The organism is Caballeronia sp. AZ7_KS35, from assembly GCF_023631045.1.
GTDB classification, from domain to species: domain Bacteria; phylum Pseudomonadota; class Gammaproteobacteria; order Burkholderiales; family Burkholderiaceae; genus Caballeronia; species Caballeronia zhejiangensis.
This window is the reverse complement of the sequence record NZ_JALQDV010000004.1, coordinates 13,200-36,227: the sequence shown is the minus strand read 5'-3', so window position 1 is coordinate 36,227 and position 23,028 is coordinate 13,200. Positions and strand designations below refer to the sequence as shown.

Genomic DNA, 23,028 nt, shown 5'->3' with positions numbered 1-23,028 from the left:
ATAGTTCGACTCCGTGTACTGAAAAATAAAAAACTTCATTTGCTAGCCGAGCGACACAAGCCAGGAACGATCGCCGGACGCCGTCCGAAGACCTATGCGCGCGATTCTTCCCAACGGGCGGCCAACCCTCGGTTGTATACCGAAACAGAGAGAAATGAGATACTCCGGGCTATTCGCCCGCCCGCCAACCGTGTTCAGAAACGATGATGCAACCTCTACCGACGCCGGACGAGATGTCTGAAACCGCGCGGCCCGACGACCTGGCAAGCGCGCAGCGCCCATCGCGAAGCCGCGATGTCTACTGGACCTTGCGCAAGGAAATCGGCCAGCTTCACCTGCCGCCCGGCTCGGTGCTCAACGAAGCCGAACTGGGCGAGCGCTACATGGCCAGCCGCACCCCCGTGCGCGAAGCCTTGTTTCGTTTGGAACAGGACGGCTTTCTCGAGCGGCAAGGACGAAAGCTCAAGGTTCGCGACTTCACGCTCGCGGAGATCGAGGATCTCTATCAGATACGGGAGGCGCTGGAAAAAATGGTCGCGAGACTGTGCATCGAACGTGCGAGCGACGAAGAACTCCAGACACTTCAGACGCAGATCCTCGACTACGACGAGCAATACCGCACCCAGCCCTACGAGCGCTACGTGGAGATCGCCAACAACTTTCACTGGGCGCTGGCGAAACTCAGCCGCAACGTTCCGTTGACGCAGCAACTCATCAGCGTGTCGGAGAAGGTCAATCTCGTGACGCTTCGCTATATGCAGCAGCTTCCGCCGTCCAACCCGATGGTGGAGCACATGTCGATACTGCAGGCGATCATCGACCGCGACGTATTGGTGGCGGAAGCGGCGGTTCGGGCACATATCCAGAAGGTGATCAAGATCTTCCGCTTTCGGGCCCGCGGGCAAACGCCGCCATCCGTGCCGCCCTTCGCTCCCGCGGTCTTCGAAGCGCCACCGCGCGCGCACGGCTCGCTCAATACCCCCGCTGCCGGTCATAGAGATGCGGCAACGGCTCCTGCTTCACGTGAGCGCAAATGATTTCGGCGGCGTTCCGCGCACGCTCCTGAGCTGAAACCGTCGATGCGATGTGCGGCGTCACGATGATCTTCGGGTGATTCCATAGAATCGAACCGGTCGACAACGGCTCCGTGTCGAACACATCGAGCACGGCGCCGGACATGCGCCCCGCATCCAGAAGGTCGACGAGCGCGTCGTGATCGACATGCGATGCCCGCGCCACGTTGGACTGAACCGCCTATAAGGACCTCCCCATTTTGCCAAGCGGGTTCAGAAGTCCGCCAACACGCTTCTTCCAAGCTGAGGCCACTCATACCAACCAACAATACGATCAGCGCGAACGCCAGCAACAACACGCTGATCGTGAACGACTATGCGGACAACGTGCGAAGAATCGCTTCGGTCATCGCAGGCGTCGAAGGTGCATCCAGCCGTCATTCAACTGAAGTACGCGGATGCGACCGCCGTTGCGCAGCAAGCCGAGAAGCTGCTGGACCTGAACGGCATCGGCAATAGCGACCCGACGCAAAAGGTCGTAGTGCGAGGTCACTAACAAGTTGATCAAAACGTGCGACGCAAAGATGGGTCGTAGTCTCCCGGCCCCGAGCGTTCGCACATGCCGGAGAGCCGCCTCGCACTAGAAAATCATGTCGGCGGGAAGCCTCTTCGAATCAAGACCGCACTCGCCTAGCGCTTCCAAAACGCGCTTCTTGGTATTTCCCTCGGCGTAATATCTCGTCGCCCACTTCTGGAGGAAATCGTAGAACTTCCCGTCGCCGTCGCGACGCGTCACGCCGTCGGCGGGGATCGCGCTGAGCGGACGCGGCACAACCATGTTCGCCAGATTCTGGTTCACCTGCATCGCGGCTAAGCCGGCAATCGCGGTAGTCAGGGTGATGTCCGACTTGCCGGACTGCACGTCGAGAATCGCATCGTTGGAGTTCTTCAGTGAACGGATTTGCGAATCGGGAAGGTACTTTTTGGCCGCCTGCTCGGAAGTTGTACCCATCGCCACTGCGACACGCGTGGCCGGTTTGTTCAGAGCGGCCCACGTATTGTCGACATTGAAGCCCTGCCGGCCCACGGCGACATCAGGCAAAGTCCAGAGAGGACCGAACATATAGACTGCTTGCTTGCGCTGCGGTGTTTCGGCGAGACCTATGAAAAAATCGATTTTTCCGGACTGAACGTCGAGAATCGACGTGCCCCAGCTCGTCGTCACGTACTCGATCTTAAGCTTCTGGCCCATTGCCTGACCGAGCGCATCGACGGCGTCGCGGCTCATCGCCACCGGAAAGCCCTTCCACTCGTCACTGCCAGGAGATTGCCAGTAGTAGCATTGACGCGCCGGAATCACACCGACCCGGACTACGCCGCGCGCCTTGACGTCCTGCCAGGTCGAGTCGGATGCTTGAGCGTCTCCGACCAGCGCGGTCGCGAGTGACAGCGCGACGACGCAAGAGCGCAAGAAACCGCCAGGATGTTTCAAGAAAGCCATACATCGCACCTTTTCATCAATGGTTATCTGTTCACGTCGCCTCAAAACGCCACCTTTGCGCCGCTGATCAGCCGAAAGTGGCTGAGAAAGGCCTGAGTCCGCGGCTCGCCCGGCGCGCCGATAACTTCGTCGGCCGACCCCTCTTCGACGATGCGCCCGCCGTCCATGAACGAAACGCGGTCTGCCACTTCACGAGCGAAGCGCATTTCGTGCGTGACGATGACCATCGTCGCCCCTTCGCGCGCCAGCGCTTTCATCACTGACAGTACTTCCTGCACTAGTTCAGGATCCAGTGCCGATGTTGCTTCGTCGAATAGGATCACCTTGGGTTGCATCGCCAGCGCACGGGCAATCGCGACCCGTTGCTGCTGCCCACCCGACAGTTGCTGCGGACGCTGTTCCGCCCGCTCCGCGAGCCCGACTTTACTCAGCATGCTCATGGCCAGATCCTTCGCTTCGCCCTTGGCCATGTTTTTGACAAAGCATGGACCCGACATGACGTTCTCGAGCGCCGTCATGTGCGGAAACAGATCGAATTGCTGGAACACCATGCCGACGCCAGCACGAAACCGGTCGAGCATCTTCGCTTTGGGCATCTTGTGGCCGGGCCCGGCATGGATTATGTCGTCACCCACACGCACCGTCCCGTGATCCGGGTACTCCAGCAGGTTGACGCTTCGCAGCATCGTCGACTTGCCGCAGCCGCTCGGTCCTATCAGTACGCGCACTTCGCCGGGCATCACGCGCATTGATACGCCGTGCAAGGCCTGAAAACCGCCGTAATGCTTTTCGATGCCGCTAAGTTCGATCATGGGTACAGCCTGCGCTACCGCTCCTCGCGGCGCTTCAGAGAATGCGGAGTTCATCGCTGCACCTTCACTTCGAGTCGTTTGGCCATCATGGTGACCGGGAACAAGATGACCAGATAAACCAGGGCGACGAACGTATAGACTTCGAGCGGGCGATAAGTCTGCGACGTCAGTTCGTAGCTCGTGTACATCAGGTCCGGTACGGCAACCACATAGAGCAGCGACGTATTTTTGAGTTGCAGTATGCATTGATTCACGAAGGGCGGCACCATACGCCGCATGGCCTGCGGCAGGATGACATGACGCATCATCCGCATGTGGGCCATGCCAAGCGCTCGCGCGGCGTTCCACTGACCGCGCTCGATCGAGATGATGCCGCCGCGGAAAATCTCGGAACAAAACGCCCCCATATAAAGCGTGAGCCCAAGTCCGGCGGCGACCCACGACGACAGTGTGAAACCCGTCAAGATCGGCAACGCGTAGTAGAACCAGATGATTTGCACCATTGACGGCGTGCAGCGGAAAAACTGAACATAAGCTGCCGCCGGGCCGCGCAACCACCACCGACGCGATAACAGAAGCGAACCGCAGATCACACCGATGGCCATTCCAACAACAATGGTTCCAGCCGCATATCCCAGCGTGATCGCCAATGCATGAAGCCACGCAGACGGTTCAGCCACGACCCGCCAATCGAATTGATAATGCATACCGCCCCCTTGCTCGTCCTACTTCAACACCACGAATTCTCGCGGGAACTTCGTTAGGAATTCAATACCGTCTTTGGTGACGGCTACCGTGTCGCTGTAACCAAGGCCGTTTGCCGCCATGATCATGTGAAACACCATGCCTTCTTCAAGAATGAAGTCACAGGAGGGCGTGAATTCACGAATGAATTCGCCAGGGCTTGGACGGAAATTCAAGCCCATGCCGTAGCCCAGCCGGTTCGTATAGCTTGCGCGTTGCTTGAGCCCGGCCTCCAGCATGGGTGCACGCATCGCGGCGTCGATGTCGAGCGAGCGGGCTCCGGCCTTCATCATGCTCAACCCGATGTCCTGCGACTTAAGGATTGTGTCGGCCGTGTGCCATTGATCGTCCGTCGGTTCTGCGCCGAGCACACCCGTACGCAGAATACGCGTCCAATAATGATTTTTGATGCCGTGGAATTCGTAATGCAGCGCATCGCCACGGCGCAGCACTCGATCGGTCCATGGACCGTGACCTTCGAGGGTACGCTCGCCGGTAGTCAGCACGCCGTCGACCGGCAGATCGCTCCCCGCTTTCAGACGCGCAAACGCCATTGCCGCGGCCACGTCGCGCTCGGTGACACCTTCCTTTGTCGCTTCAATTGCGCCTTGCAACGCAGCTTCCACGATGCGCGCCGACTTGCGCATGGTGTCCAGTTCGAGTGGAGACTTGATGATGCGCAACTCGTCGATCATCCGTGACTCATCCACGAAGATTGCCGACGGTAGCGCGGCCTTCAGACGATCGTAGCGGTCTGCGGTGAGATACCAGGCCTGCTTGTCCAGCGCAATGCGGGCCGTTCCCAGACTACGGCTTTCCACTGCGCGTTTCGTCGCCTCAACCGGATCCTCGTGGTCCCAGTACGTGCGGATGTCTTCCACCCAGGTCGTCACGCGTGCGGCTTTTTCTTCGATATAGCGGATGACGAGGAACGGTTCGCCTTCCAGCGGCAGACCGAAGGCCGCGTAGGCAAAGTGCGCGGGCGTATAGAACCCCGAGGTCCAGTTGATCGCTTCCTGACCGTACAGAAGCAGCATGTCCATGCCGCGGCTTTTCATCCCTGCCCGAACCCGGGCAACGCGTTCATCGAACTCTTGTTTCGGAAAATTCATTTGATCAGTATCTTAAGAATGCGGCACCGGATGGACCCAATTACCGCCAAGATGGAAAATGATGACTGCGCTGCTAATCCGCATCAATTGCCGTATTGGTTTGCGAAGTGGCTGCCCGTTCCTTGAAAAAGCGGCTGATATGGAACGGCTCGATCGGTGTGACGGTGGAGCCGGTATCTATCAGCTCTGCCATCACGTCGCCCACGCCCGGTCCCAACTGGAAGCCTTCACCGCAGAAACCGAATGCGTAGAACAGCCCCGGAACCTTGCTGCTCGGCCCCATGATCGGCGTTTCATCCGGCAGATAACTTTCGATACCGCTCCATACACGGATGATGTTCAGCGGCCGGGTCATCGGCAGGATGGCCTTCAGTTGTTGCAACTGATTCAGCGTATGTTCCGGGATCACGTAGGCACGGCGCAGATCGGCGTAGGCGGGCCCACGCGGACCACCGCCGATCACGATGTTGCCGCGCTCGACCTGACGCACGTATATGCCTTCCATGGGATTGCTCGTGGAGATGCCGATGGCCGGGCCAATACGGTATGGCACCGGCTCGGTGACCGACATCTGCGGACCGCGCGCCACGAGATCAACGCTCTCGCCGAATTTCGACGAAAACGCGTTGGCCCAGGCGCCAGCCGTCACGAGGCAAACCGGCGCGCGAAACGCACCCTTTTCGCCCGCGCTCACAACGAAGTCCTCACCGACCTTGTCGATTGTCTGCACTTCGATGTTTTCATACACGTTCGCGCCGGCACGCCCTGCGGCGCGCCCGAAAGCCGGTGCGGTTAGTCGCGGATTGGCGTGGCCGTCAAGTGGTGCGAAGGCAGCGCCGATCGGACGATTCGACAGGAAAGAAAAGCGCGCGTTGATTTCCGCGCGGGGCACCATTTCCATGCGCAGCCCGTAGGGCGCCGAATCGCGCGTGTATTTCTCCAGGATGGCGAGCCGCTCTTCGTTGAAAGCGACGATCACCCTGCCCGTCGGCAGGAATTCGCAGCTCTCGCCAAGCAACGCTGGCAAGCGCTCCCAGATGGCGCGCGACCGATTGACCAGCGGCAATTGATATAGTCCGCGGTTCGATCCGCGCACATTACCAAAGTTCACGCCGCTTGCCTGCTGACCGACGAGCCCACGCTCGAGCAGGATGACCGAACGCCCGCGCTGGCGCAGAAAGAATGCAGTAGCAGCGCCCATCAAGCCGCCGCCTACGATGATGACATCAGCTGCACGTTCCATCAGACGTTCTCCTCCGTCGACTCTGCCGCGATCGGCAACGGTTTGATCGGCGCCTGCGCGCGCAAGCGTCCGGCCATCTCCACGGGAACGCCGAGCGTCGCCGACACCAGTTCTGCGCTTGCCAAGCCGCAATATCTCCCCTGACAGCGGCCCATGCCCACCCGAGTCAGCGCCTTCGCGCGATTGACTTCAGGCGCGCCGAGGTCCTTCACCGAGCAGCGCAACTCGCCGGCCGTAATCGACTCACAGCGGCACAGCAACGCGTGATCGGGCAGTCTTTCCAGTTGACGAACCGGGAGCGGAAACGCGTGCGCAATGCCGGTGGCGAAACGTCGCTGTGTCCGCTGGGCTCGCTTGAGCTCTGCTACGCGGCTCGCTGAAACGTCCATGCCCAGATCCTTCAGTACGGCCAGCGCGGCCAATTCGCCGCCGATTTCCGCTGCGTCAGCACCAAGCGTGCGCGCGCCGTCTCCGGCGACATAGACTCCCCTGATCGAAGTACGGCCGTCATCGTCGACCTCGGGTAGCCATTGGCGCGTGGTTTCGTCGAAGGCGAAGTTGCATCGCGCGAGATCAGCCAGTTGCACTTCCGAGCGCACGTGATAGCCCATGCCGAGCGCATCGCACGCGATTTGTTCCCGCTGGCCGTTGGCGAGCTCGACGGTAACGGCCGTCACGGTTTCGTTGCCTTCCACCTTCAGCGGCGTAATGCCTGCTTCCATGCGAACGCCTGCGCGGCGCAACGCCGATACATAGCGCATGCCCTTAAAGAGCGTGGCGGGGCGCGACAGCAGTTCTGGCAACGCCTTGATGCGTAGCGACATCGGGGATGTATCGAGCACCGCCGCCACGTTGGCGCCGGCCTTCATGTACTGATAGGCGACCAGATACAACAGCGGGCCAGTGCCCATGAACACCACGCGCGAGCCAATTGCGCAGGCCTGTGCCTTGAGCGCGATCTGGGAGGCGCCAAGCGTGTAGACACCGGGCAAAGTCCAGCCTTCGAGCGGCAGCAGACGATCAGTCGCGCCGACGGCAATGACCAACGCGTCGAAGTCGACGGATTGCGCCAGCTGACCCTTCATCGTGTGAAGGACTCCGTCGTACACGTTCCAGGCAAGCGTATCCGGACGATAGTCGACTCGGTTCTGTAGGGCGTCGAACGTCGTATGCACGGCTATGGCCTTGTCGGCCTCTGCGCCGTAAAGCGTGGCCGGCGGGCGGGTGAATCCGGGCGGCTGACGGCGATAGATCTGACCGCCGCTGCACGATCCTTCGTCGATGATCACGGGCCGCAAGCCGGCGTTCACGAGCGCGGCGGCGGCGCGCACGCCAGCCGGGCCGGCTCCTACCACTACTACGCGTTTGCCTTGGTTCATAGTTCCTCCGGCCAACGTGTCAGGACCGCCATGCCGTTCTCCACGACAGTCGTGCAGGCGCGCGTGCGCCGGCCATCAGCCAACGTCACCCAGCAGTCCTGACAGGCGCCCATCATGCAGAATCCCGCGCGAGGACCGTCGCCGAACTCCGACTGACGCGCCACCTTGCCGTTCACTCGCAGCGCGACCAGCAACGTGTCGCCTTCGAGCGCCGTGATTTTGTTGCCGTCGAACGTCAGATTCACTGGCGCTCGTTGCCGTTCGTCGAGACGAACAAAGCCACTCATGACCGATTCCCCTCAAAGTTACCCATTGTCATTTCTCTGCCTGAAACTCCAGCGCGCTCACTGCATGACCGCCATGCGAACTTCAGTCATCGCCTCGATGGCAAACGCCGGCCCTTCGCGCCCGATTCCACTCTGTTTGACACCGCCATACGGCTGATGATCGACGCGGTAGTTCGACGTTCCGTTGACCACCACCCCGCCCACTTTCAAGCGCCGCACACATTCGAGCGCGGTGCTGATGGACTGGGTGAAGACGCCCGCCTGCAATCCGTAAATCGAATCGTTCAGCGACTCGATCGCCGCTTCGAGATCGGTCACCCGTTCGACTGTCACGATTGGGCCGAACACCTCTTCGCAAACGACTGGCAAGCGTTTGTCCACGTCGACGAGAACCGCCGGCGTCAACATTGCGCCGTCGCGCACACCGCCGGTCAATAGACCGGCACCGGCATCGACTGCCTGACGGATCCAGCCTTCGAGCCGCTCGGCCGTGGCGGCATCAATTAGCGGACCGACCTGGGTATCGGGCAAGGCCGGATCACCGACCTTCAGCGCACGCACGCGCCCAAGGAACTTTTCCATGAACTGCGGATAAACCGCCTGATGCACGTGGATTCGCTGAACGCCAATACAACTCTGGCCGGCGTGGCCAAACGCGTGAATCGCGAGTTCGCTGGCTGCTACGTCGAGGTCGGCGTCGTCGCAAACGATATTACCCGCGTTGCCCCCCAGTTCGAACTGCACGCGTTTGAGCCCGGCTTGGCGCACGATGTTGAACGCGGCCTGTTTGCTGCCGGTAAATGAAATGAGATTCACTCGGTCGTCGACGGTCAGACGTTCGCCGACATCGCGGCCGCCGTGCACGAGATTTATCGCGCCCGGCGGCAAACCGAGCTCCGCGAACAATTCGACCAACCGCGTGGCGCACGACGCCGCACGCGGATCCGGCTTGGCGATCACCGCGTTGCCAGCCGCCAGCGCTGGCCCGATCTTGTGTGCCAACAGGTTGAGCGGCGCGTTGAACGGCGTGATGGCGGACACGACACCCACCGGGACACGAACGTAGAAACCGAGCCGCCCTTCGCCGCGTTCGCTTGCATCCATCGGCAAAACACTACCGGCAATGCGCGTGGCTTCATCCGCCGAAAAGCGCAGGGTTTCGACAGACCGGCCAATCTCGCTGTGACACAGCGTCAAAGGCTTGCCCGACTCTGCCACCAGCATGGCGGCGAATTCCTCGACTCGGCCGGCGAGTGCGTCTGCTGCCTGACGCAGCCAGCGGGCGCGCCGATGCGCCGGCGCGGCGTCCATCCTTTGCGCGCCGTCACGCGCTGCGGCGAGCGCAGCCTCGACGTCGTCGGGAGCAGAAAGATGCGTTACCGAGAACGGTTGCCGCGAAAAGACTTCGGCCTGTTCCTGAACCGATGCGCTATCGCGCCACTCTCCTGCGATGTACTGACGGTTAACTCGCATGATTCACTTCGTCGCTGCAGTGGCGATCAGTCTTTCGCGCTCGGCGTCGTCGAAGAATACCCGCGGCAGTTTGGTCAGATATTCGACACCGGTTTCCGTGACCACGACCGTATCGCCGATGCCCACGCCTTCAGCCATTACGAGCATCAGGAACACCATGCCCGGCGCGAGCTTGAAGTCGGCATCCGGCTTGAATTCCAGAATCATCTCGCCCGGTGTCGGGCGGAAGTTCAGCCCAAGGCAGTAACCGATACGACGGCGGTAGGTCTCACGATCCTGAACACCGGCGGCAACGATCGGCTCACGGCAGGCCGTGTCCACGGTGCGCGCGTCCACGCCCGGCTTCATCAAGTTGATCGCGGCGTCCTGCGCGTCGATCAGCAGTTTCGATAACATCACCTGACGCGGCGAGGCATTGCCCAAAACGCCACTGCGCAGCGAGCGCGCCCAATAGTGCGATCGGATGCCGTGGAACTCGTAATAAAATGGTTCGCCGCCTTCAATGCGTTTGTCGGTCCACGGACCGTGGCCTTGCAGTGTGCGCGCTCCGGTGGTGAGTACGCCGTCGATCGGCAGATCGCTGCCCGCCATGATTCGCGCACTAGCCATGGCCGATGCGATCTCACGCTCGCCGGCGCCGGGCTTGGTTGCGCAGATGGCCGCTTCCATCGCGGTATCGACCGCATGACCTGCTACGCGCAGCAGCGCCAACTCCGCCGGCGTTTTGATGATGCGCAGCTTTTCCATCATGCGGTTTTCACCGAGGAACTTCGCGTTCGGCAGCGCGGCGGACAATTGTTCGAAACGTTCGAGCGTGAGATACCACGAGTGCTTGTCGATGCCAATGCGAGCGCTCCCCAAACCCGCCTCGACCACAGCCTGACGTGTGAATTCGATTGGGTCTTGATGATCGTGATAGATGTAGCGCTTCTCGACCCACGTCGTGGCGTCGGCCGCCTGCTCTTCCATCTTGCGCAGTACTAGGAACGGTTCGCCTTCGCGCGGCAGACCGAGCGCGATATACGCAAAGTGACCATGGGTGTAGAAGCCGGACAGCCAGCACGTCGCCTCCTGACCGAACAGCAGCAGCAGATCAAGATTGTCCCGAGCCATCTGCTCGCGGGTTGTCGCAACGCGGGTTTTATATTCGTCGAGTTCGAAATACATCTCTGCAAGGTCCCTGAGGTAATCAGACGTGAGTGACTGGAGTCGTTCGCGGCGCACGGCCAACTGCGTCAGCGTTCAATATTTTATACACTCTAAGCCTCCAAAATTAACTATGTCAAGCTACGTTCGCACGACTTTTCGGCACGCCATCGGACCTTGACAGAACCTGATTCGGTGGATGTTTGAACATTTGCTTGCTAAAATATCGACGCTTGCAGAGGTGCGCCCGGCCGTGATCGGCGCCCCAACTTGTGCACGATATTGAAAATCAGACCAGACTCTGAACATCTATGGCAACTCAATCCCGGGTTACTTCGGCACCCAAAGCTACGAGTGATGGTCTTTCCAGAGCGAACGTCGGAGCGACGTTGCAGACATTCCGCAAGGCAATGGGTCTGTCTGTAAACGGCCTTGCGCTAAAGGCGGGGGTATCGGCAGGCATGATCAGCCAAATCGAGCGCAACAAGGCCAATCCGTCACTGAAGATTCTCGACAAGCTGCGCATTGCGCTCGACGTGCCGCTTAGCGCGTTTCTCGAGGGTGCTTCGCCAGTCGCGAACACAACGCGTTCGATTGCAACGTCGCACGACGACGGTCACATCATTCGTCGCTTGGCCGATCGGCCGAAATTCAACGTGGGGTCGGCGCCGCTTTACAAGGAACTGCTCTCGCCGTCGGGCTCGGAGGGCATGCAGTTCATGATTATTCGTATGCCGCCGCACGCAAAAAACGAGGACGTTGTCATTGCGGAAGGACAGAAAGGCGGTCTCGTGATCGAAGGAGAATTGACGCTCTCCATCCAGGGGCGTAAGTCAGTTCTTTACATGGGGGATAGTTTCCAGTTCGAAGGAAACTGCCCGCACGGCATCTATAACAACACTGATGCCGACGTCGTAGTGCTGTGGATCATGACGTCGTTCCGCCCCATTCATATGTAGCGCACCGAGCGTGGCGCGCGGCGGTAGTCTGCCTGTCGTGCCGCCTATGCCTCGTCTCTTTCCCCGCTTTTCCCCGCCCTTCTCGAATGAATGCCCGATTCCATTCGTGCAGTGATTGACGAGCGTACGAGAAAAGAGAGGGTAACGTTTAGTTCGGGTACCGCCAGAGCGTGAGCCGTTTCTCGAGCCATCGAATACCGCGCGAAACCGCCAGACTCATGACCAGAAACAGCACGCCGACAATCGTCAGTGGTTCCATGTAACGGAAGTTATCGGCGCCGATCTGTGATGCAATCTGCATCATTTCGCGCACGGTAATTGCCGCAAGCACGGGCGTATCCTTGAACATGTAGACCAGAAAACTGCCGGCGACGGGCACGAAGACCGGGCCCATTTGTGGTAGCACGACATTCACGAACACCTGGCGGTCGGTCAGCCCGAGCGCCCTGCCAGCCGACCATTGCGCATGACCTACTGATAGCAATGCGGAACGGTACGTGTCATGAAGATAGCAACTGTAGTGCAGTCCGAAGGCAATCACGCCGGTCCACAACGGCCCTAAGGTCACACCCCATTCCGGAAGCATGTAGAAAAAGAAAAACACCTGGACAAGCAGCGGTGTTCCACGGATGAAGCCAGTAATCCGGCTTAGAGGTCGGGCGACCCAGCGCGGCGTCAGTTCTGATGCCGCGAGCAGCAGCGCGCCGCCTACCAGCGCAACACAGAATGACGCGAGCGTCACGCCGAGCGTGATACGCGCTCCTGAGGCGAGTGAAGGCAAAATCTGCCACGCAAAATGCCAATCGAAGTTCACGACGACTGCTCTATATGCAGCCCCGCGCGCATCCGTTTCTCGATTCGCGCGGTCAGGGACAGCACGCAATGCGCGAGCGCGTAATAAACCGCGATCACATAGATGAAAACGGCGAAACTCACGCCGAGATTCGCGCTCAACGCATTGGAGACGAATGAAAGCTCGGGCACGGTGACGAGGGCCGTGACCGAGGTGCTTTTGATGATCAGCACAAGCAGGTTGCCAAGCGGTGCGACGAGGATCGGCACGGCCTGCGGTAATTCGACGTGAACAAACGATTGATAGCGCGTGAGTCCGAGCGCCTGCGCAGCATGGCGCTGTCCTTTCGGGAGCGCCAATAGCGCTGTCCGCACCGTTTCCGCTCCGTAGGCGCCAAAGCACAACCCGAGTGAGTACACTGCGGCTTGCGTCGCCGAGATAGTCAGGCCGAACAGCGGCAAAACGAAGAAAAGCCAGAAGAGTTGCACAACGAGCGAGACACCCCGAAACAGCTCTCCGTAGATCAACGCCGCCGGTCGCGCCCACTTGTTCGAGGACACGGCAGCAATGCCGGCCACAAACGAGATCGCCAGCGCGAGCAGCGCTGAGCATGCGAAGATTTCCACCGTGGTGCCCGTTGCGGCCAACAGGACACCGCGTTGTGTCCACAATTCCTTCATACCGCGGCAGATCAGTTGTGTTCGTTGCAGAGCGAGGTGACGTCGACATCGGTGACGGGAATCACGTCTGCCGGCACCTTGTACTTCGCCAGCAGTCTGGCGTAATCCGGCGACCGAATGATGGCTTTCAGCCGCTTGTCGAACTCCGCCACAAATGCCGGATCGCTCTTGGCAAAAGCAAAGCCCGCGTAATATACAAACGGTTTGCCGTTCTGCATCGGCGGCTTGAGCGGCGAAACAAGCTGAAGACCATCGTCGTTATTGACAGCAGCCGCTGCGCCGAGCGCGGACAACAAGCCCACGTCAATACGCCTAGACTTCACGGCGGCCGTCAACGACACGCGGTCGGTAAAGTTGGAGATTTGCGAACTGTCGCCGCCCGCGGCCACGAACGCCTTGTCTTCCTGGCCGCCCGTCAGTTTCCCGAAGCGCAGATTTTTCTGCTGTGCCAGTGCATCCATGGTCGAGACGTGAATGGTGTCGTTGCCTTTACGAATGAACGCACCTGCGCCGATCATAAAATCCGGCGTGCTGAAATCCGCCACCTTGCAGCGCTCTGGGCGAATGTACATGCCGTCGGAAGCAATGTCGAAACGGCTGGCCTGAATCCCCGGAATCAGCCCGCCGAAAGTCGTGGACGTCACTTCCACTTTCGCGCCCATGTCGTGAAGAATGCGCTGTACCAGTTCGACTTCGATGCCGATAACCTTGCCGTCCGGGCCGTTGTAGCCGAACGGAGAATCGTTCGCCACGGCCTGCCGCACGGGCGCACCGCGCCTGATGCGATCGGTGATGGTTTCAGCGTGAACGCAGACCATGGTCAGTGCCATACCGGCGGCCATCAAGCAGCGAAGCAACGCAGGCAAACGTCCGCGTGCCGCGGCGACATGGAACGAAGCGCGACGCGCGTCGCACCGATGATTGACAGACTGAATCGCAAGCGTTGACATGGCGAAGTAATGGTTTCTATGGTTGAAGGACCGGTGTACGGGCACCGGCGCTCAAACGCCGCTCGTCGGACGCACGCCTGCAAAGGACGCGCCGCAATACAGCAGCGGTTGTCCTGCGTCGGAACCCACGCGGACTTCGCGCACCCGACCAATGCAGATGGTGTGCGAACCCGCCTGAACGGCCTGTTCGATGTCGCAATCGAAACTGACGAGCGCGCGCGACAGGATCGGCGAGCCGGTGACTCCGGCTTCCCATTCGACACCTTCGAAACGCGCCCGACGATCGCTCGACATGAACTGGCGCGCAAGTTCGATATCGCGTTCGTCAAGCAGATTGACGCAAAAACGCTTTGCGTTGAGGATGCGCGAATGTGTCGACGAAGACTGATTCACGCAAACCAGCAGGCTTGGGGTGGGCTCCGCGGAGACCGAAGTTACGGCAGTTACGAGCAGTCCGTGCGGCAGGCCTTCGTCGTAGGTTGTGACCGCGCAGACACCGGCGGCCAGATGCCGCATCGCCTTTTTGAAATGCAGCGGATCGACGGCCGACGGAAGCTGGCGTGCCGCGTCGCCCAGCAAAGAATTCGATATGGTCATGCCCAATACCATTTGGCGGCGTTCCATGCGTTGGAGCGCACGTTGACGTTCGGTTGAAAACCCTTGAGATTCGACTTGGTGCCTTCGATCTGGACGATCTGGAACAGCGGCAACATGACAAGCTGGTCACGCATGATTTCCTGGAGCTTCCAGTAATCGGTCTTGCGCTGACTGCGTTCTGAGCTTCTCAGGCCATCTTCGACCAGTTGATCGACAGCGGCGTTCTGAAACTGGTAGATGTTGGACCCAACCCCGCCCTTTGCCGGAATCGAGCCGCTGCCGAAGCGGTGACGCACATCGGGATCCGATGCGACCGTGCAGTCGGTATAGGTGAGAAAACTGTCGAATTGCGACTGCTGCCAATACTTGCCCCACATCACGGCGCCCGGCATGTTGTTGATCGTCATCTGCACACCGATCTTGCCCCAGCTTTGCGCGAGATATTGCTGCGTTTGTTCGCGTACGTGATTGCCGGTCGGCGTCGAGTTCGAAAATGCTAGCCGTACGTCATTTTTTACGCGAATGCCATCTGCGCCGCGTTTCCAGCCCGCCTGATCGAGCATCTGGTTGGCCCTATCCGGCGAGTACTGGTGCAGTGGCAGATTTGGATCGTACGCCCAATTGCCAATGGGCAGATACGATTCAACAGGCTTGGGCAAGCCGCGATAAAAAGCGTCGATGATCGCTTTCTTGTCCATCGCCATGTAAAGCGCCTGACGCACCGCTTTCTCCGACAGCGCGGGGTGGCCGACGTTAAAAGTGACGTTCTCCACACCCGCGGCGGGAATGACATGGATCGTCCGGGCCGCCAACGACTTCGCTTCCTTGTAGTGGTCCGGCGCAATGCCGAGTGTGCCGAGATAGTCGATCGAGCCAGTCTGAAACTGCGTAAAGAGCACGTTCATGTCCGGCACGTACTTGAACACGAGTCGTTCGACGTAGGGCGCACCGCCGTAGTAGTTCGGGTTGGCGACGACGCTCACATAGTCGCCCGCCCGCCGCTCTTGCCAGCGGAACGGGCCCGTGCCGACCGGCGCGGCATTGAAGGGCGCCGTGTTGGGATCGCTGCTGGCCCCCAGCACGTGCTTCGGCACCATGAACGTCCACGCCAGCATCGACATGTATGGAGAAAATGCCTCTTTCATCCGCCAGCCGATCTCATGGTCGCCATACACACGAATATTGGTGACGAGTTCATGGCCGTCGCGGCTCGGCACGCGAAACTTCGGGTTCTGCAAAAGCTCGATGGTGTACTTTACGTCGGCGGCCGTGAATGGCGTGCCGTCGTGCCATTTCACGTCGTCGCGCAGATTAATGCGGTAGGTCATGCCATCGGCGGACAGGCCACCGTTTTCCACCGTCGGCACTTCCCGCGCGAGTTTGGGGATCAGATTGCCTGCGGGATCGATGCCCCAAAGTGGGTCGAACAGATTCCACCACACGCCCTGATCGACCGACAGGCCCAGCATCAACGGATTGAACACCGTGACTTCGTTGGTGATCCCGATGACCACCTGACCGGTCGGACGCGAAGGCGGCGCGGCGACTGCCCGGTCTAGGCCAAGCAAGGGCGGAACGGCTGCGGCGGCTGCCAGTGCGCCGGCAATTCGAAAGAGAGAGCGACGTCCCTCATTTTCCAGTTCAGACATGACACTCCCGTTCGTTTCTGGATGCTTCTGATTTACGCTTCCGCTCTTTCCGTGCTCGTCGGCTTGCATTCGACGCGGTGCGCCCTCAGACTACGAGCAGATCAGCGGAGCACTTCGACAACACTTCGGCGTGGTCGTCGTGGATGAGCACGCAGTCGATCAGCCGCGCACCGAGACGTTCGCCGTGAATGAACACCGGCGGCTCGACCGACAGCACCATGCCGGCTTCGAGCACGTCTTCGCTCTTGTCGAACATGTTGACCGATTCACCCCACGACGGCGGATAACCCGGCGCGATGCCGTAACCGGTTGTGTGAAGGTTGTATGGCTCGAGGCCTGCTTCACGCAGCACGCCAACCGCAGCCATGTGAACGTCTTCGGCGCGCACGCCGGCACGCATCATCGCAATGGCGGCCTGACACGCGTCGTAGGTCGCCTGATGCACGTAGCGCGCGCGATCTGTCGGTTCGTCGATATTGAAATGGCGGGCAATCGTCGAGCAGTAACGGCGATACTGTCCGCCGAATTCAATGTGCAGGAAGTCGCCCCGCTGAAGCATTCGGTCGGTCGGCAGACCGTGTGCGTAGCAGGTTCGTTCGCCCGAAACGAAGTTCATCGGGCTCGCCGGGCTGTCACCGCCTGCCATCATCATGGCGCCGTGCGCATGCGCCGCGACTTCCTTCTCCGTCAGCCCTGGCTTGATGACCGAGCGCAGCGATTGAATGCCGACATCGGCAATGTGCGCGGCTTCGCGGATATATGCAATCTCCGCAGGCGACTTGACGAACTTGAGCCGCTCGATAAGCGATGTCTCGTCGCTCACGGTGGCGTGGCCCAACACGTTCTTGAGCTTGAGATAGTTGTGAACGCTGAGGTAGTACGGCGGCATTTCGAGGCCTAGGCGCGCACTGAGCAGCCCCTTCTCAGCCATGATCCGGCCAAACACATCAATTGGATCCTCGAACCGACGGCCGCCCCAGCCGCGCACGTCGGCAGCAAGACTCAGGTCCGTCATTTCTGCGACGTCGCCCAGGCGCAACATCATCGTTAGCGGTTTGTCCTCGAGTGTGAAGATCAAGCATTGGAAAACCTGATAAGCCTTTGCCGACATCCCGATCAGATAGCTGATGTTGATCGGCGAGATGACGATAAGCGCGTCGAGGTGCTTCTGGCGCATGGCTTCGCGCACGCGTTGCTGCCGGTCCGCGAATTCGGCCGGTTCAAAGAAATACCTGGACATGAAGTTATATGACTCGCAAGAAAAAGACCCTATACAGCGACGCTTGCTGAGAAATGCGTCGTCCGATGCTTCATGCCGCCGGATGCGCCGGCCTCGCGATGCCGAGGCTCTCGCGCAGCGTGGTGCCCTCGTACTCCTTGCGAAACAGCCCGCGGCGCTGCAGTTCCGGAACGACCATGTCGACGAAGTCGCTAACGCTGCCCGGCGTATCGGGCGGTTGAACATTAAAACCGTCGGCAGCGCCGTCCATGAACCACTCTTCCATCGTGTCGGCAATCTGTTCGGGCGTGCCGGCCATTGAGATGTGCCAGTCTTCGCCGATGGCGAGAATGCGATACATGTCGCGAATCGTCAGCTTCTCTTCGCGTGCGCGTTCGATCAGCATCTTGCTGAAGTCGCTCTTGTTCCAGTTCGACGACAGTGTTTCCACGTCGAGCGGCATCCGCCCGTTGATGTCGTAAGCGGAGAGATCGCCGAAAAACGGCTTGAGCATCGCCAGGCCCACGTCGGGCGAGACCAGATCCTGCGCGCGCTCCATTTTGGCGCGCGCTTCGGCCTCAGTACGGCCCACGTACGCCATGATGCCTGGCAACACCTTTACGTCGTCCGGCGAGCGACCGTTCGCGACCGCCCGCGCCTTGACATCACGAGCGTACGTGGCCGCGCGCTCTTTCTGCGGCTGTCCCGCATAAGCAATGCTGGTGTAGCGGCCAGCGAGTTCCTTGGCCGAGTCCGAATCGCCAGCGGTAATCAGCACCGGTTGCCCTTGCGGCGAGCGCGGCACGTCGAGCGGTCCGCGCACGCTGAAGTGTTTGCCTTCGTGCGCGAGCACGTGCAGTTTGCTGCGATCGACGTACACGCCGTTCGCCTTGTCCACCGGGAATGCGTCGTCTTCCCAGCTATCCCAAAGACCCTTGCACACGTCGATGAATTCGAACGCTCGCTCGTAACGCACCGCGGAATTCGCCGGTTCGGCCAGACCGAAATTGCGCGCCTCTTCCATGTTGTAGGAGGTCACAATATTCCAGCCCGCACGGCCGCCGCTTATTTGATCCAGTGTGGCAAATGCTCGCGCCGCTGTGTATGGATGTGCATAGGTCGTCGAAATGGTCGACACCAGCCCGATGTGTTGAGTCGACACTGCGATCGCCGCTAGCATCTGCAAGGGATCGTTCTTCACTACGGTGTGTCCACGTGTTTTCGAGCGGCTCTCGTCTTCGATGTAATGCGATCCGAGCACGTCGGCCATGAACACCAGATCGAATTTGCCACGCTCGGCAGCCTGCGCCACTTCGATGAAGCGGCGGATATTCATCATGCTGTCCGGCGCGACTTCGGGCAGGCGCCAGGCAGCCACGTGATAACCGTGGCGCCAGATCGACAGCCCGAGTTTCATTTGTCTCTCGTTCATTTTCCGAGTCCTCTTTCTTTGTTCAGCCGCCTGAGCGGCTCGTCAGCTAACAGTCGTTACGGGGGTTGCAAGGTCGGCCGCGCCGGGCGACGGCCCTCCCGCTACCGATTGCAGATCGAGATCGTCGCGAATGCAAGCCTTGAAGTGCTGGGGCGAGACGACGCGCAAATGCGGCGTTTGCGTGGCACAATCAGGCAGTGCATAGCGGCAGCGCGTGCGAAATGCGCAGCCCGAAGGCGGATTGCGCGGGCTTGGCACCTCACCTCGCAGCACGATCTGCTCGCGCCAGCTGACGGGACTGATCTCCGGAATGGCCGACAGCAGCGCCTCGGTGTATGGGTGTTGCGGCTGGCTGAAGAGTTTGCGCGTCGGCGCGACCTCAACGAGCCGACCGAGGTACATCACCGCGACGCGATCGGAAAGATGGCCCACGACGGCCAGGTCATGTGAAATAAAAAGAATGGACAGTCCCAGCTTTTGCTTGAGTGAGGCAAGCAGGTTGATCACCTGCGCCTGAATCGATACGTCGAGCGCCGCGACCGGTTCGTCCGCGACAAGCAATTTCGGGCCCGTCATCAGTGCCCGCGCGATCACGATGCGCTGGCGCTGCCCACCAGAAAACTCGTGCGGATAACGGTGCGCATGTTCCGGCCTCAATCCAACGACGCGCAAGGCCTCCGTTACGCGGCTCTCGCGCTCTTCGCGATTCAGACCGAGGCCGTGGATTTTCAACGGCGCCAGCAGCGTTTCACGAACCGTCTTGCGTGGATTGAGCGACGCGAACGGATCTTGAAACACGAGTTGCATGCGCTCGCGCACCGACTTGAGCGCGCGTCGCGGCAAGGACGTGATGTCGTGACCGTCGAAGCTGATCGCACCGCCGCTCGATTCGTTCAGACGCAGCACGGTACGCCCGATAGTCGATTTGCCGGAACCGGATTCGCCGACCAGCCCCAGCACCTCGCCTTCGAAAACCTGAAAACTGACGCCGTCGACCGCCTTGACGTGCTCCTTGCCGCGCGAAAGCAGATGACCGTCGACGGGGTACCACTTCCTGAGATCGTTTACCTCGAGAATGGGCTTGCGCTTCATGCGGGCTCTCCTTGCAGACCGGTTTCGATCTCCTGCCACCGGATGCAACGAACGCGATGATCCACGTCACAGGTCACCATTTCGGGTATGGCGATGTCGCACTGGCCGGCCACGCGAAAGTCACAACGCGGAGCAAATGCGCAACCAGGCGGCGGATTGAGCGGATCAGGAACGTAGCCGCGAATGGCAGGCAGTTCATCGAGCCCGCCTGCGCCCAGATCCGCAAGACGTGGCACTGAACGCAGCAGACCGCTCGTGTAGGGCATGCGCGGCTTCAGGAAGAGCGAATGCGTCGGCGCTTCCTCTGCCACGCGGCCGTTGTACATCACCATGACGCGGTCAGCTACCTGACCGACTACGCCGAGATTGTGAGTGATGAAAATCATCGCCATGGCCGACTGTTCCTGAATCTTGCGCAACAACGCGAGGATCTGTGCCTGCACGGTCACGTCGAGCGCGGTAGTCGGTTCATCGGCGATCAGGAGCCTGGGTTCGCACGAGATTGCCATCGCGATCATTGCGCGCTGGCGCATGCCACCCGACATTTCGTGCGGATAGTCGTCGAGCCGTTTCACGGGATCGGCAATGCCGACCAGTCGGAGCAATTCCGCAGCACGCGTGCGCGCCGCGCGGCGGCCGACATCGTGATGGCAAAGGATTGCCTCCATGACTTGCGCACCGATCGTCTTCACCGGATTGAACGACGTCATGGGTTCCTGAAAGATCATTGCTACTTCGCCACCGCGAATGCGGCGCATGTCTTCTTCGGGCTGTTTCAGCAGGTCGATCACCTGTCCGTTCTTGCGGTGCAACTGCACTTCGCCCCGTACGGTGCAGGCACGCCCTTGCGGCAACAACCCGAGAATGCCGAGGCTCGTCACGCTCTTTCCCGATCCCGACTCGCCGACGAGCGCCAGAGTTTCACCTCGCGCAACCCGCAAAGAGACATCTTGTACAGCGGGAACATGCGTTCCGCCCTGGTCGAACCACACGCCCAGGTTTCGTACTGAGAGCACGTCGTCGGCGCTCATCACGCTGCTTCCACTCGAATGTGTGATCGTCATGCTCGCCCCTGCTTGGGATCAAGCGCCTCGCGCAAGCCGTCGCCCAGAAAATTGAAGCTCGTCACGGCAATCGCGATCATGACGCCCGGTATGATGGCGAGCCACGGTGCAGTCGTGAGCGAGGTCTGCGCGTTGTTGAGCATATTGCCCCAGCTAGGCATTGGCGGCTGAATGCCATAGCCGAGAAAGCTAATGTAGGACTCCGCCAGAATCGCATGTGCCACGGTCAGCGTGGCCGATACGACGATTGGCGCGACCGCGTTGGGCAGCAGCTCCGAAAACATGATGCGGGCATCCGAAGCGCCGAGCGCCTCCGCGGCTACTGCGAAATCGCGGCGGCGCAATGAGCGCATTTGTGCTTCGACGACGCGCGCCACTTCCATCCACGACGTACTGGCAACCAGTACGATGATCGACGTCACGCCAGGCTTCACAAAAGCGGATAACGTCAACAGCAGGAAGATAGTGGGAAAGCACAGCATGGCGTCGACGAATCGCATGAGTACTGCACCCACCAAGCCGCGATAGAACCCCGCGATAACGCCGACGATCACACCAACAACCATACTCATCATCATGGCCAGAATGCCAACAGACAGTGAGATCCGCCCAGCCATGAGCACGCGCGCCAGCGTATCGCGGCCTAGGTCGTCCGTGCCGAGCAAATGCGGTCCCGCAAACGGCGTGGCGAAGCGATTCATGAGATCGATGAAAGTGTCGTCGTAAGGCAACACATAGGGACCGAACGCACAGGCCAGGGCGAGTAGCAGGATTACAAACAGCGCACCGACCGCCACAGGGTTTTTCATGAAGCGGCGGGCCGCGCTACGGGCAACACGCTTTTGCGCTGTCGGCGGGTTCGCGCATGCTCCTTCTGAAGCGATGAAGTCGGACATTGCTACCTCAGGCGAACGCGCGGATCGACCACGCCATACAGGACGTCGGCCATGAAATTGCCAGCCAGCACGACTACTGCACCGAACATGAGCACGCCCATGATGACCGGGTAGTCGCGATAGCTGATCGAATCAAGAAAGAGTCGGCCCATGCCGGGCCATGTGAACACCGTCTCGGCGACGAGCGCACCGCCCAGCAGTTGCGGCAATTGCAGACCGAAGATCGTGATCATGGGTAGCAGTGCGTTGCGCAACGTATGATTTAGTAGAATCCCTGTGCGGCTCACGCCTTTTGCGCGTGCGGTCCGGATATAGTCCTGACCGATGACTTCCAGCATCGAAGCACGGATATAGCGACTCCAGCTCGCCATGTTGACGACAGCCAGCACGGTTGCCGGGGCGATCAGATGCCAGAGTAGATCGAGAAACGAGTGTTCGCCGATCGTCGCGCGATTACCGGCCGGCAGCCATCCGAGCTTCACGGAGAAAAAGTAAATGACGACGAAGCCGATCCAAAATGTTGGAATGGAAACCAGCACCATGGATAGAAAGGTGGTCGAGACGTCGAACAGGGAGTTCCGGTAAATTGCCCCAGCAGTGCCAATCGCGCCACCGAGCACCACGGCGAGAATCATCGCCGTGCCCATCAATTCAATCGTGGCGCCGAGATGAGAACCAATCACGGCGAGTACGGGTTGTCCGTCGCGATAGGAGTGTCCCCAATCGCCACGAAGAATGTGGCCCGCCCATTCCATGTACTGCATGGGCAGCGGACGACCGAGTCCGAGTTGTTGCTCCATCCGTTTGACGTCGCCAGCGTTCATGTCGCCGCCGCCCATCTGTGCCATGGGACCGCCTGGCGCCAGATGCAGCACGGCGAAACCGATCATGCTGACGATCAATAGCAAGGAAACGTACTGCGCGAGGCGTCGCAGAGTAAATGCGGCCATGCCAGTCCTCCGGGGGTTACTCAGCTTGTTATGCGCA

At 60.1% G+C, this 23,028-nt stretch carries 23 protein-coding genes and 1 pseudogene; 3 read left to right on the top strand and 21 right to left on the bottom strand.

Annotated features, from left to right (window positions below; all coding sequences use genetic code 11):
* Nucleotides 1-203: 203 nt before the first annotated feature.
* Entirely contained in the window at nt 204-1,037 is an 834-nt protein-coding gene (locus tag NCT05_RS08515) for a GntR family transcriptional regulator (protein ID WP_250502074.1), read from the top strand.
* Here the strand turns inward: NCT05_RS08515 and NCT05_RS08510 are convergent.
* The gene (locus NCT05_RS08510; protein WP_250502073.1) at nt 973-1,239 is read right to left on the bottom strand and encodes an NAD(P)-dependent oxidoreductase; all 267 of its coding nucleotides are present in this window, start codon (nt 1,237-1,239) and stop codon (nt 973-975) included. The two genes, NCT05_RS08515 and NCT05_RS08510, sit on opposite strands and share 65 nt — an antisense overlap.
* A gap of 51 nt (nt 1,240-1,290) precedes the next feature.
* Between NCT05_RS08510 and NCT05_RS37185 the strand changes: the two are divergent.
* A pseudogene (locus tag NCT05_RS37185) lies at nt 1,291-1,560 on the top strand (secretin N-terminal domain-containing protein); the annotation flags it as partial.
* Nucleotides 1,561-1,653: 93 nt separating this feature from the next.
* Here the strand turns inward: NCT05_RS37185 and NCT05_RS08505 are convergent.
* The 9 genes from NCT05_RS08505 to NCT05_RS08465 all read right to left on the bottom strand — a co-directional run bounded on the left by NCT05_RS08505 (nt 1,654) and on the right by NCT05_RS08465 (nt 10,731).
* Nucleotides 1,654-2,514 carry a transporter substrate-binding domain-containing protein gene (locus NCT05_RS08505; protein WP_250502072.1) on the bottom strand — a complete coding sequence of 287 codons (861 nt, stop codon included), beginning with the start codon at nt 2,512-2,514 and terminating at the stop codon, nt 1,654-1,656.
* A 41-nt stretch (nt 2,515-2,555) separates the two neighbouring features.
* Nucleotides 2,556-3,326: an amino acid ABC transporter ATP-binding protein gene (locus tag NCT05_RS08500; protein ID WP_250502134.1), complete on the bottom strand. Its 771-nt coding sequence runs from the start codon at nt 3,324-3,326 to the stop codon at nt 2,556-2,558.
* 50 nt (nt 3,327-3,376) lie between these two features.
* Complete coding sequence (locus NCT05_RS08495; protein ID WP_250502071.1) at nt 3,377-4,033, bottom strand: amino acid ABC transporter permease; 657 nt, start codon at nt 4,031-4,033, stop codon at nt 3,377-3,379.
* An 18-nt stretch (nt 4,034-4,051) separates the two neighbouring features.
* Nucleotides 4,052-5,182, bottom strand: a complete 1,131-nt coding sequence (locus NCT05_RS08490; RefSeq protein ID WP_250502070.1) for a M24 family metallopeptidase — start codon at nt 5,180-5,182, stop codon at nt 4,052-4,054.
* 73 nt (nt 5,183-5,255) lie between these two features.
* Nucleotides 5,256-6,425, bottom strand: a complete 1,170-nt coding sequence (locus tag NCT05_RS08485; protein WP_250502069.1) for an NAD(P)/FAD-dependent oxidoreductase — start codon at nt 6,423-6,425, stop codon at nt 5,256-5,258.
* Entirely contained in the window at nt 6,425-7,804 is a 1,380-nt protein-coding gene (locus NCT05_RS08480; RefSeq protein ID WP_250502068.1) for an FAD/NAD(P)-dependent oxidoreductase, read from the bottom strand. The genes NCT05_RS08485 and NCT05_RS08480 overlap by 1 nt, the downstream gene beginning before the upstream one ends.
* A complete protein-coding gene (locus tag NCT05_RS08475) occupies nt 7,801-8,091 on the bottom strand; it encodes a (2Fe-2S)-binding protein (protein ID WP_250502067.1) in 291 nt (96 codons plus the stop codon). Before NCT05_RS08475 ends, NCT05_RS08480 begins: the two co-directional genes overlap by 4 nt.
* Before the next feature lie 57 nt (nt 8,092-8,148).
* Nucleotides 8,149-9,564, bottom strand: coding sequence for an aldehyde dehydrogenase family protein (locus tag NCT05_RS08470; protein ID WP_250502066.1), 1,416 nt, complete (start codon nt 9,562-9,564; stop codon nt 8,149-8,151).
* Between the two features lie 3 nt (nt 9,565-9,567).
* Complete coding sequence (locus tag NCT05_RS08465) at nt 9,568-10,731, bottom strand: M24 family metallopeptidase (RefSeq protein WP_250502065.1); 1,164 nt, start codon at nt 10,729-10,731, stop codon at nt 9,568-9,570.
* 368 nt (nt 10,732-11,099) lie between these two features.
* On the opposite strand from NCT05_RS08465, the gene NCT05_RS08460 reads away from it, so the two are divergent.
* A complete protein-coding gene (locus NCT05_RS08460) occupies nt 11,100-11,669 on the top strand; it encodes a helix-turn-helix domain-containing protein (RefSeq protein WP_250502064.1) in 570 nt (189 codons plus the stop codon).
* Between the two features lie 148 nt (nt 11,670-11,817).
* Here NCT05_RS08460 and ehuD read toward each other — a convergent pair whose 3' ends face one another.
* From ehuD to NCT05_RS08405, 11 genes are all read right to left on the bottom strand, one after another.
* Nucleotides 11,818-12,483, bottom strand: coding sequence for an ectoine/hydroxyectoine ABC transporter permease subunit EhuD (gene ehuD, locus NCT05_RS08455; protein ID WP_250502063.1), 666 nt, complete (start codon nt 12,481-12,483; stop codon nt 11,818-11,820).
* Nucleotides 12,480-13,142, bottom strand: a complete 663-nt coding sequence (locus NCT05_RS08450) for an amino acid ABC transporter permease (RefSeq protein ID WP_250502062.1) — start codon at nt 13,140-13,142, stop codon at nt 12,480-12,482. Before NCT05_RS08450 ends, ehuD begins: the two co-directional genes overlap by 4 nt.
* An 11-nt stretch (nt 13,143-13,153) precedes the next feature.
* The gene (locus tag NCT05_RS08445; protein WP_250502061.1) at nt 13,154-13,972 is read right to left on the bottom strand and encodes a transporter substrate-binding domain-containing protein; all 819 of its coding nucleotides are present in this window, start codon (nt 13,970-13,972) and stop codon (nt 13,154-13,156) included.
* Nucleotides 13,973-14,143: 171 nt separating this feature from the next.
* Nucleotides 14,144-14,689: a flavin reductase family protein gene (locus NCT05_RS08440; RefSeq protein WP_250502060.1), complete on the bottom strand. Its 546-nt coding sequence runs from the start codon at nt 14,687-14,689 to the stop codon at nt 14,144-14,146.
* On the bottom strand, nt 14,686-16,338 hold the full coding sequence (locus NCT05_RS08435; RefSeq protein ID WP_250502059.1) for a peptide ABC transporter substrate-binding protein: 1,653 nt from the start codon (nt 16,336-16,338) through the stop codon (nt 14,686-14,688). Before NCT05_RS08435 ends, NCT05_RS08440 begins: the two co-directional genes overlap by 4 nt.
* 85 nt (nt 16,339-16,423) lie before the next feature.
* Nucleotides 16,424-17,578 carry a M24 family metallopeptidase gene (locus tag NCT05_RS08430; RefSeq protein WP_284507502.1) on the bottom strand — a complete coding sequence of 385 codons (1,155 nt, stop codon included), beginning with the start codon at nt 17,576-17,578 and terminating at the stop codon, nt 16,424-16,426.
* Nucleotides 17,579-17,648: 70 nt separating this feature from the next.
* Nucleotides 17,649-18,989 (bottom strand): LLM class flavin-dependent oxidoreductase, encoded by a 1,341-nt coding sequence (locus tag NCT05_RS08425; RefSeq protein ID WP_250502058.1) that lies wholly within the window; start codon nt 18,987-18,989, stop codon nt 17,649-17,651.
* A gap of 42 nt (nt 18,990-19,031) precedes the next feature.
* Nucleotides 19,032-20,120, bottom strand: coding sequence for an ABC transporter ATP-binding protein (locus NCT05_RS08420; protein ID WP_250502132.1), 1,089 nt, complete (start codon nt 20,118-20,120; stop codon nt 19,032-19,034).
* Nucleotides 20,078-21,145 (bottom strand): ABC transporter ATP-binding protein, encoded by a 1,068-nt coding sequence (locus NCT05_RS08415; RefSeq protein ID WP_250502057.1) that lies wholly within the window; start codon nt 21,143-21,145, stop codon nt 20,078-20,080. The genes NCT05_RS08420 and NCT05_RS08415 overlap by 43 nt, the downstream gene beginning before the upstream one ends.
* Nucleotides 21,142-22,041: an ABC transporter permease gene (locus NCT05_RS08410; RefSeq protein WP_250502056.1), complete on the bottom strand. Its 900-nt coding sequence runs from the start codon at nt 22,039-22,041 to the stop codon at nt 21,142-21,144. The genes NCT05_RS08415 and NCT05_RS08410 overlap by 4 nt, the downstream gene beginning before the upstream one ends.
* 2 nt (nt 22,042-22,043) lie before the next feature.
* The gene (locus NCT05_RS08405; protein ID WP_250502055.1) at nt 22,044-22,991 is read right to left on the bottom strand and encodes an ABC transporter permease; all 948 of its coding nucleotides are present in this window, start codon (nt 22,989-22,991) and stop codon (nt 22,044-22,046) included.
* Between the last annotated feature and the right edge of the window lie 37 nt (nt 22,992-23,028).

Bases quoted from the DNA above. Each gene is read 5' to 3' on its own strand.
- NCT05_RS08490 (WP_250502070.1), bottom strand. From the start codon at position 5,182: ATGAATTTTCCGAAACAAGAGTTCGATGAACGCGTTGCCCGGGTTCGG.
- NCT05_RS08405 (WP_250502055.1), bottom strand. From the start codon at position 22,991: ATGGCCGCATTTACTCTGCGACGCCTCGCGCAGTACGTTTCCTTGCTA.
- NCT05_RS08485 (WP_250502069.1), bottom strand. From the start codon at position 6,425: ATGGAACGTGCAGCTGATGTCATCATCGTAGGCGGCGGCTTGATGGGC.
- NCT05_RS08505 (WP_250502072.1), bottom strand. From the start codon at position 2,514: ATGGCTTTCTTGAAACATCCTGGCGGTTTCTTGCGCTCTTGCGTCGTC.
- NCT05_RS08450 (WP_250502062.1), bottom strand. From the start codon at position 13,142: ATGAAGGAATTGTGGACACAACGCGGTGTCCTGTTGGCCGCAACGGGC.
- NCT05_RS08495 (WP_250502071.1), bottom strand. From the start codon at position 4,033: ATGCATTATCAATTCGATTGGCGGGTCGTGGCTGAACCGTCTGCGTGG.
- NCT05_RS08515 (WP_250502074.1), top strand. From the start codon at position 204: ATGATGCAACCTCTACCGACGCCGGACGAGATGTCTGAAACCGCGCGG.
- NCT05_RS08480 (WP_250502068.1), bottom strand. From the start codon at position 7,804: ATGAACCAAGGCAAACGCGTAGTAGTGGTAGGAGCCGGCCCGGCTGGC.
- NCT05_RS08430 (WP_284507502.1), bottom strand. From the start codon at position 17,578: ATGTCCAGGTATTTCTTTGAACCGGCCGAATTCGCGGACCGGCAGCAA.
- NCT05_RS08465 (WP_250502065.1), bottom strand. From the start codon at position 10,731: ATGTATTTCGAACTCGACGAATATAAAACCCGCGTTGCGACAACCCGC.
- NCT05_RS08470 (WP_250502066.1), bottom strand. From the start codon at position 9,564: ATGCGAGTTAACCGTCAGTACATCGCAGGAGAGTGGCGCGATAGCGCA.
- NCT05_RS08410 (WP_250502056.1), bottom strand. From the start codon at position 22,041: ATGTCCGACTTCATCGCTTCAGAAGGAGCATGCGCGAACCCGCCGACA.
- NCT05_RS08500 (WP_250502134.1), bottom strand. From the start codon at position 3,326: ATGATCGAACTTAGCGGCATCGAAAAGCATTACGGCGGTTTTCAGGCC.
- NCT05_RS08475 (WP_250502067.1), bottom strand. From the start codon at position 8,091: ATGAGTGGCTTTGTTCGTCTCGACGAACGGCAACGAGCGCCAGTGAAT.
- NCT05_RS08415 (WP_250502057.1), bottom strand. From the start codon at position 21,145: ATGACGATCACACATTCGAGTGGAAGCAGCGTGATGAGCGCCGACGAC.
- NCT05_RS08445 (WP_250502061.1), bottom strand. From the start codon at position 13,972: ATGGCACTGACCATGGTCTGCGTTCACGCTGAAACCATCACCGATCGC.
- NCT05_RS08425 (WP_250502058.1), bottom strand. From the start codon at position 18,989: ATGAACGAGAGACAAATGAAACTCGGGCTGTCGATCTGGCGCCACGGT.
- NCT05_RS08440 (WP_250502060.1), bottom strand. From the start codon at position 14,689: ATGACCATATCGAATTCTTTGCTGGGCGACGCGGCACGCCAGCTTCCG.
- NCT05_RS08435 (WP_250502059.1), bottom strand. From the start codon at position 16,338: ATGTCTGAACTGGAAAATGAGGGACGTCGCTCTCTCTTTCGAATTGCC.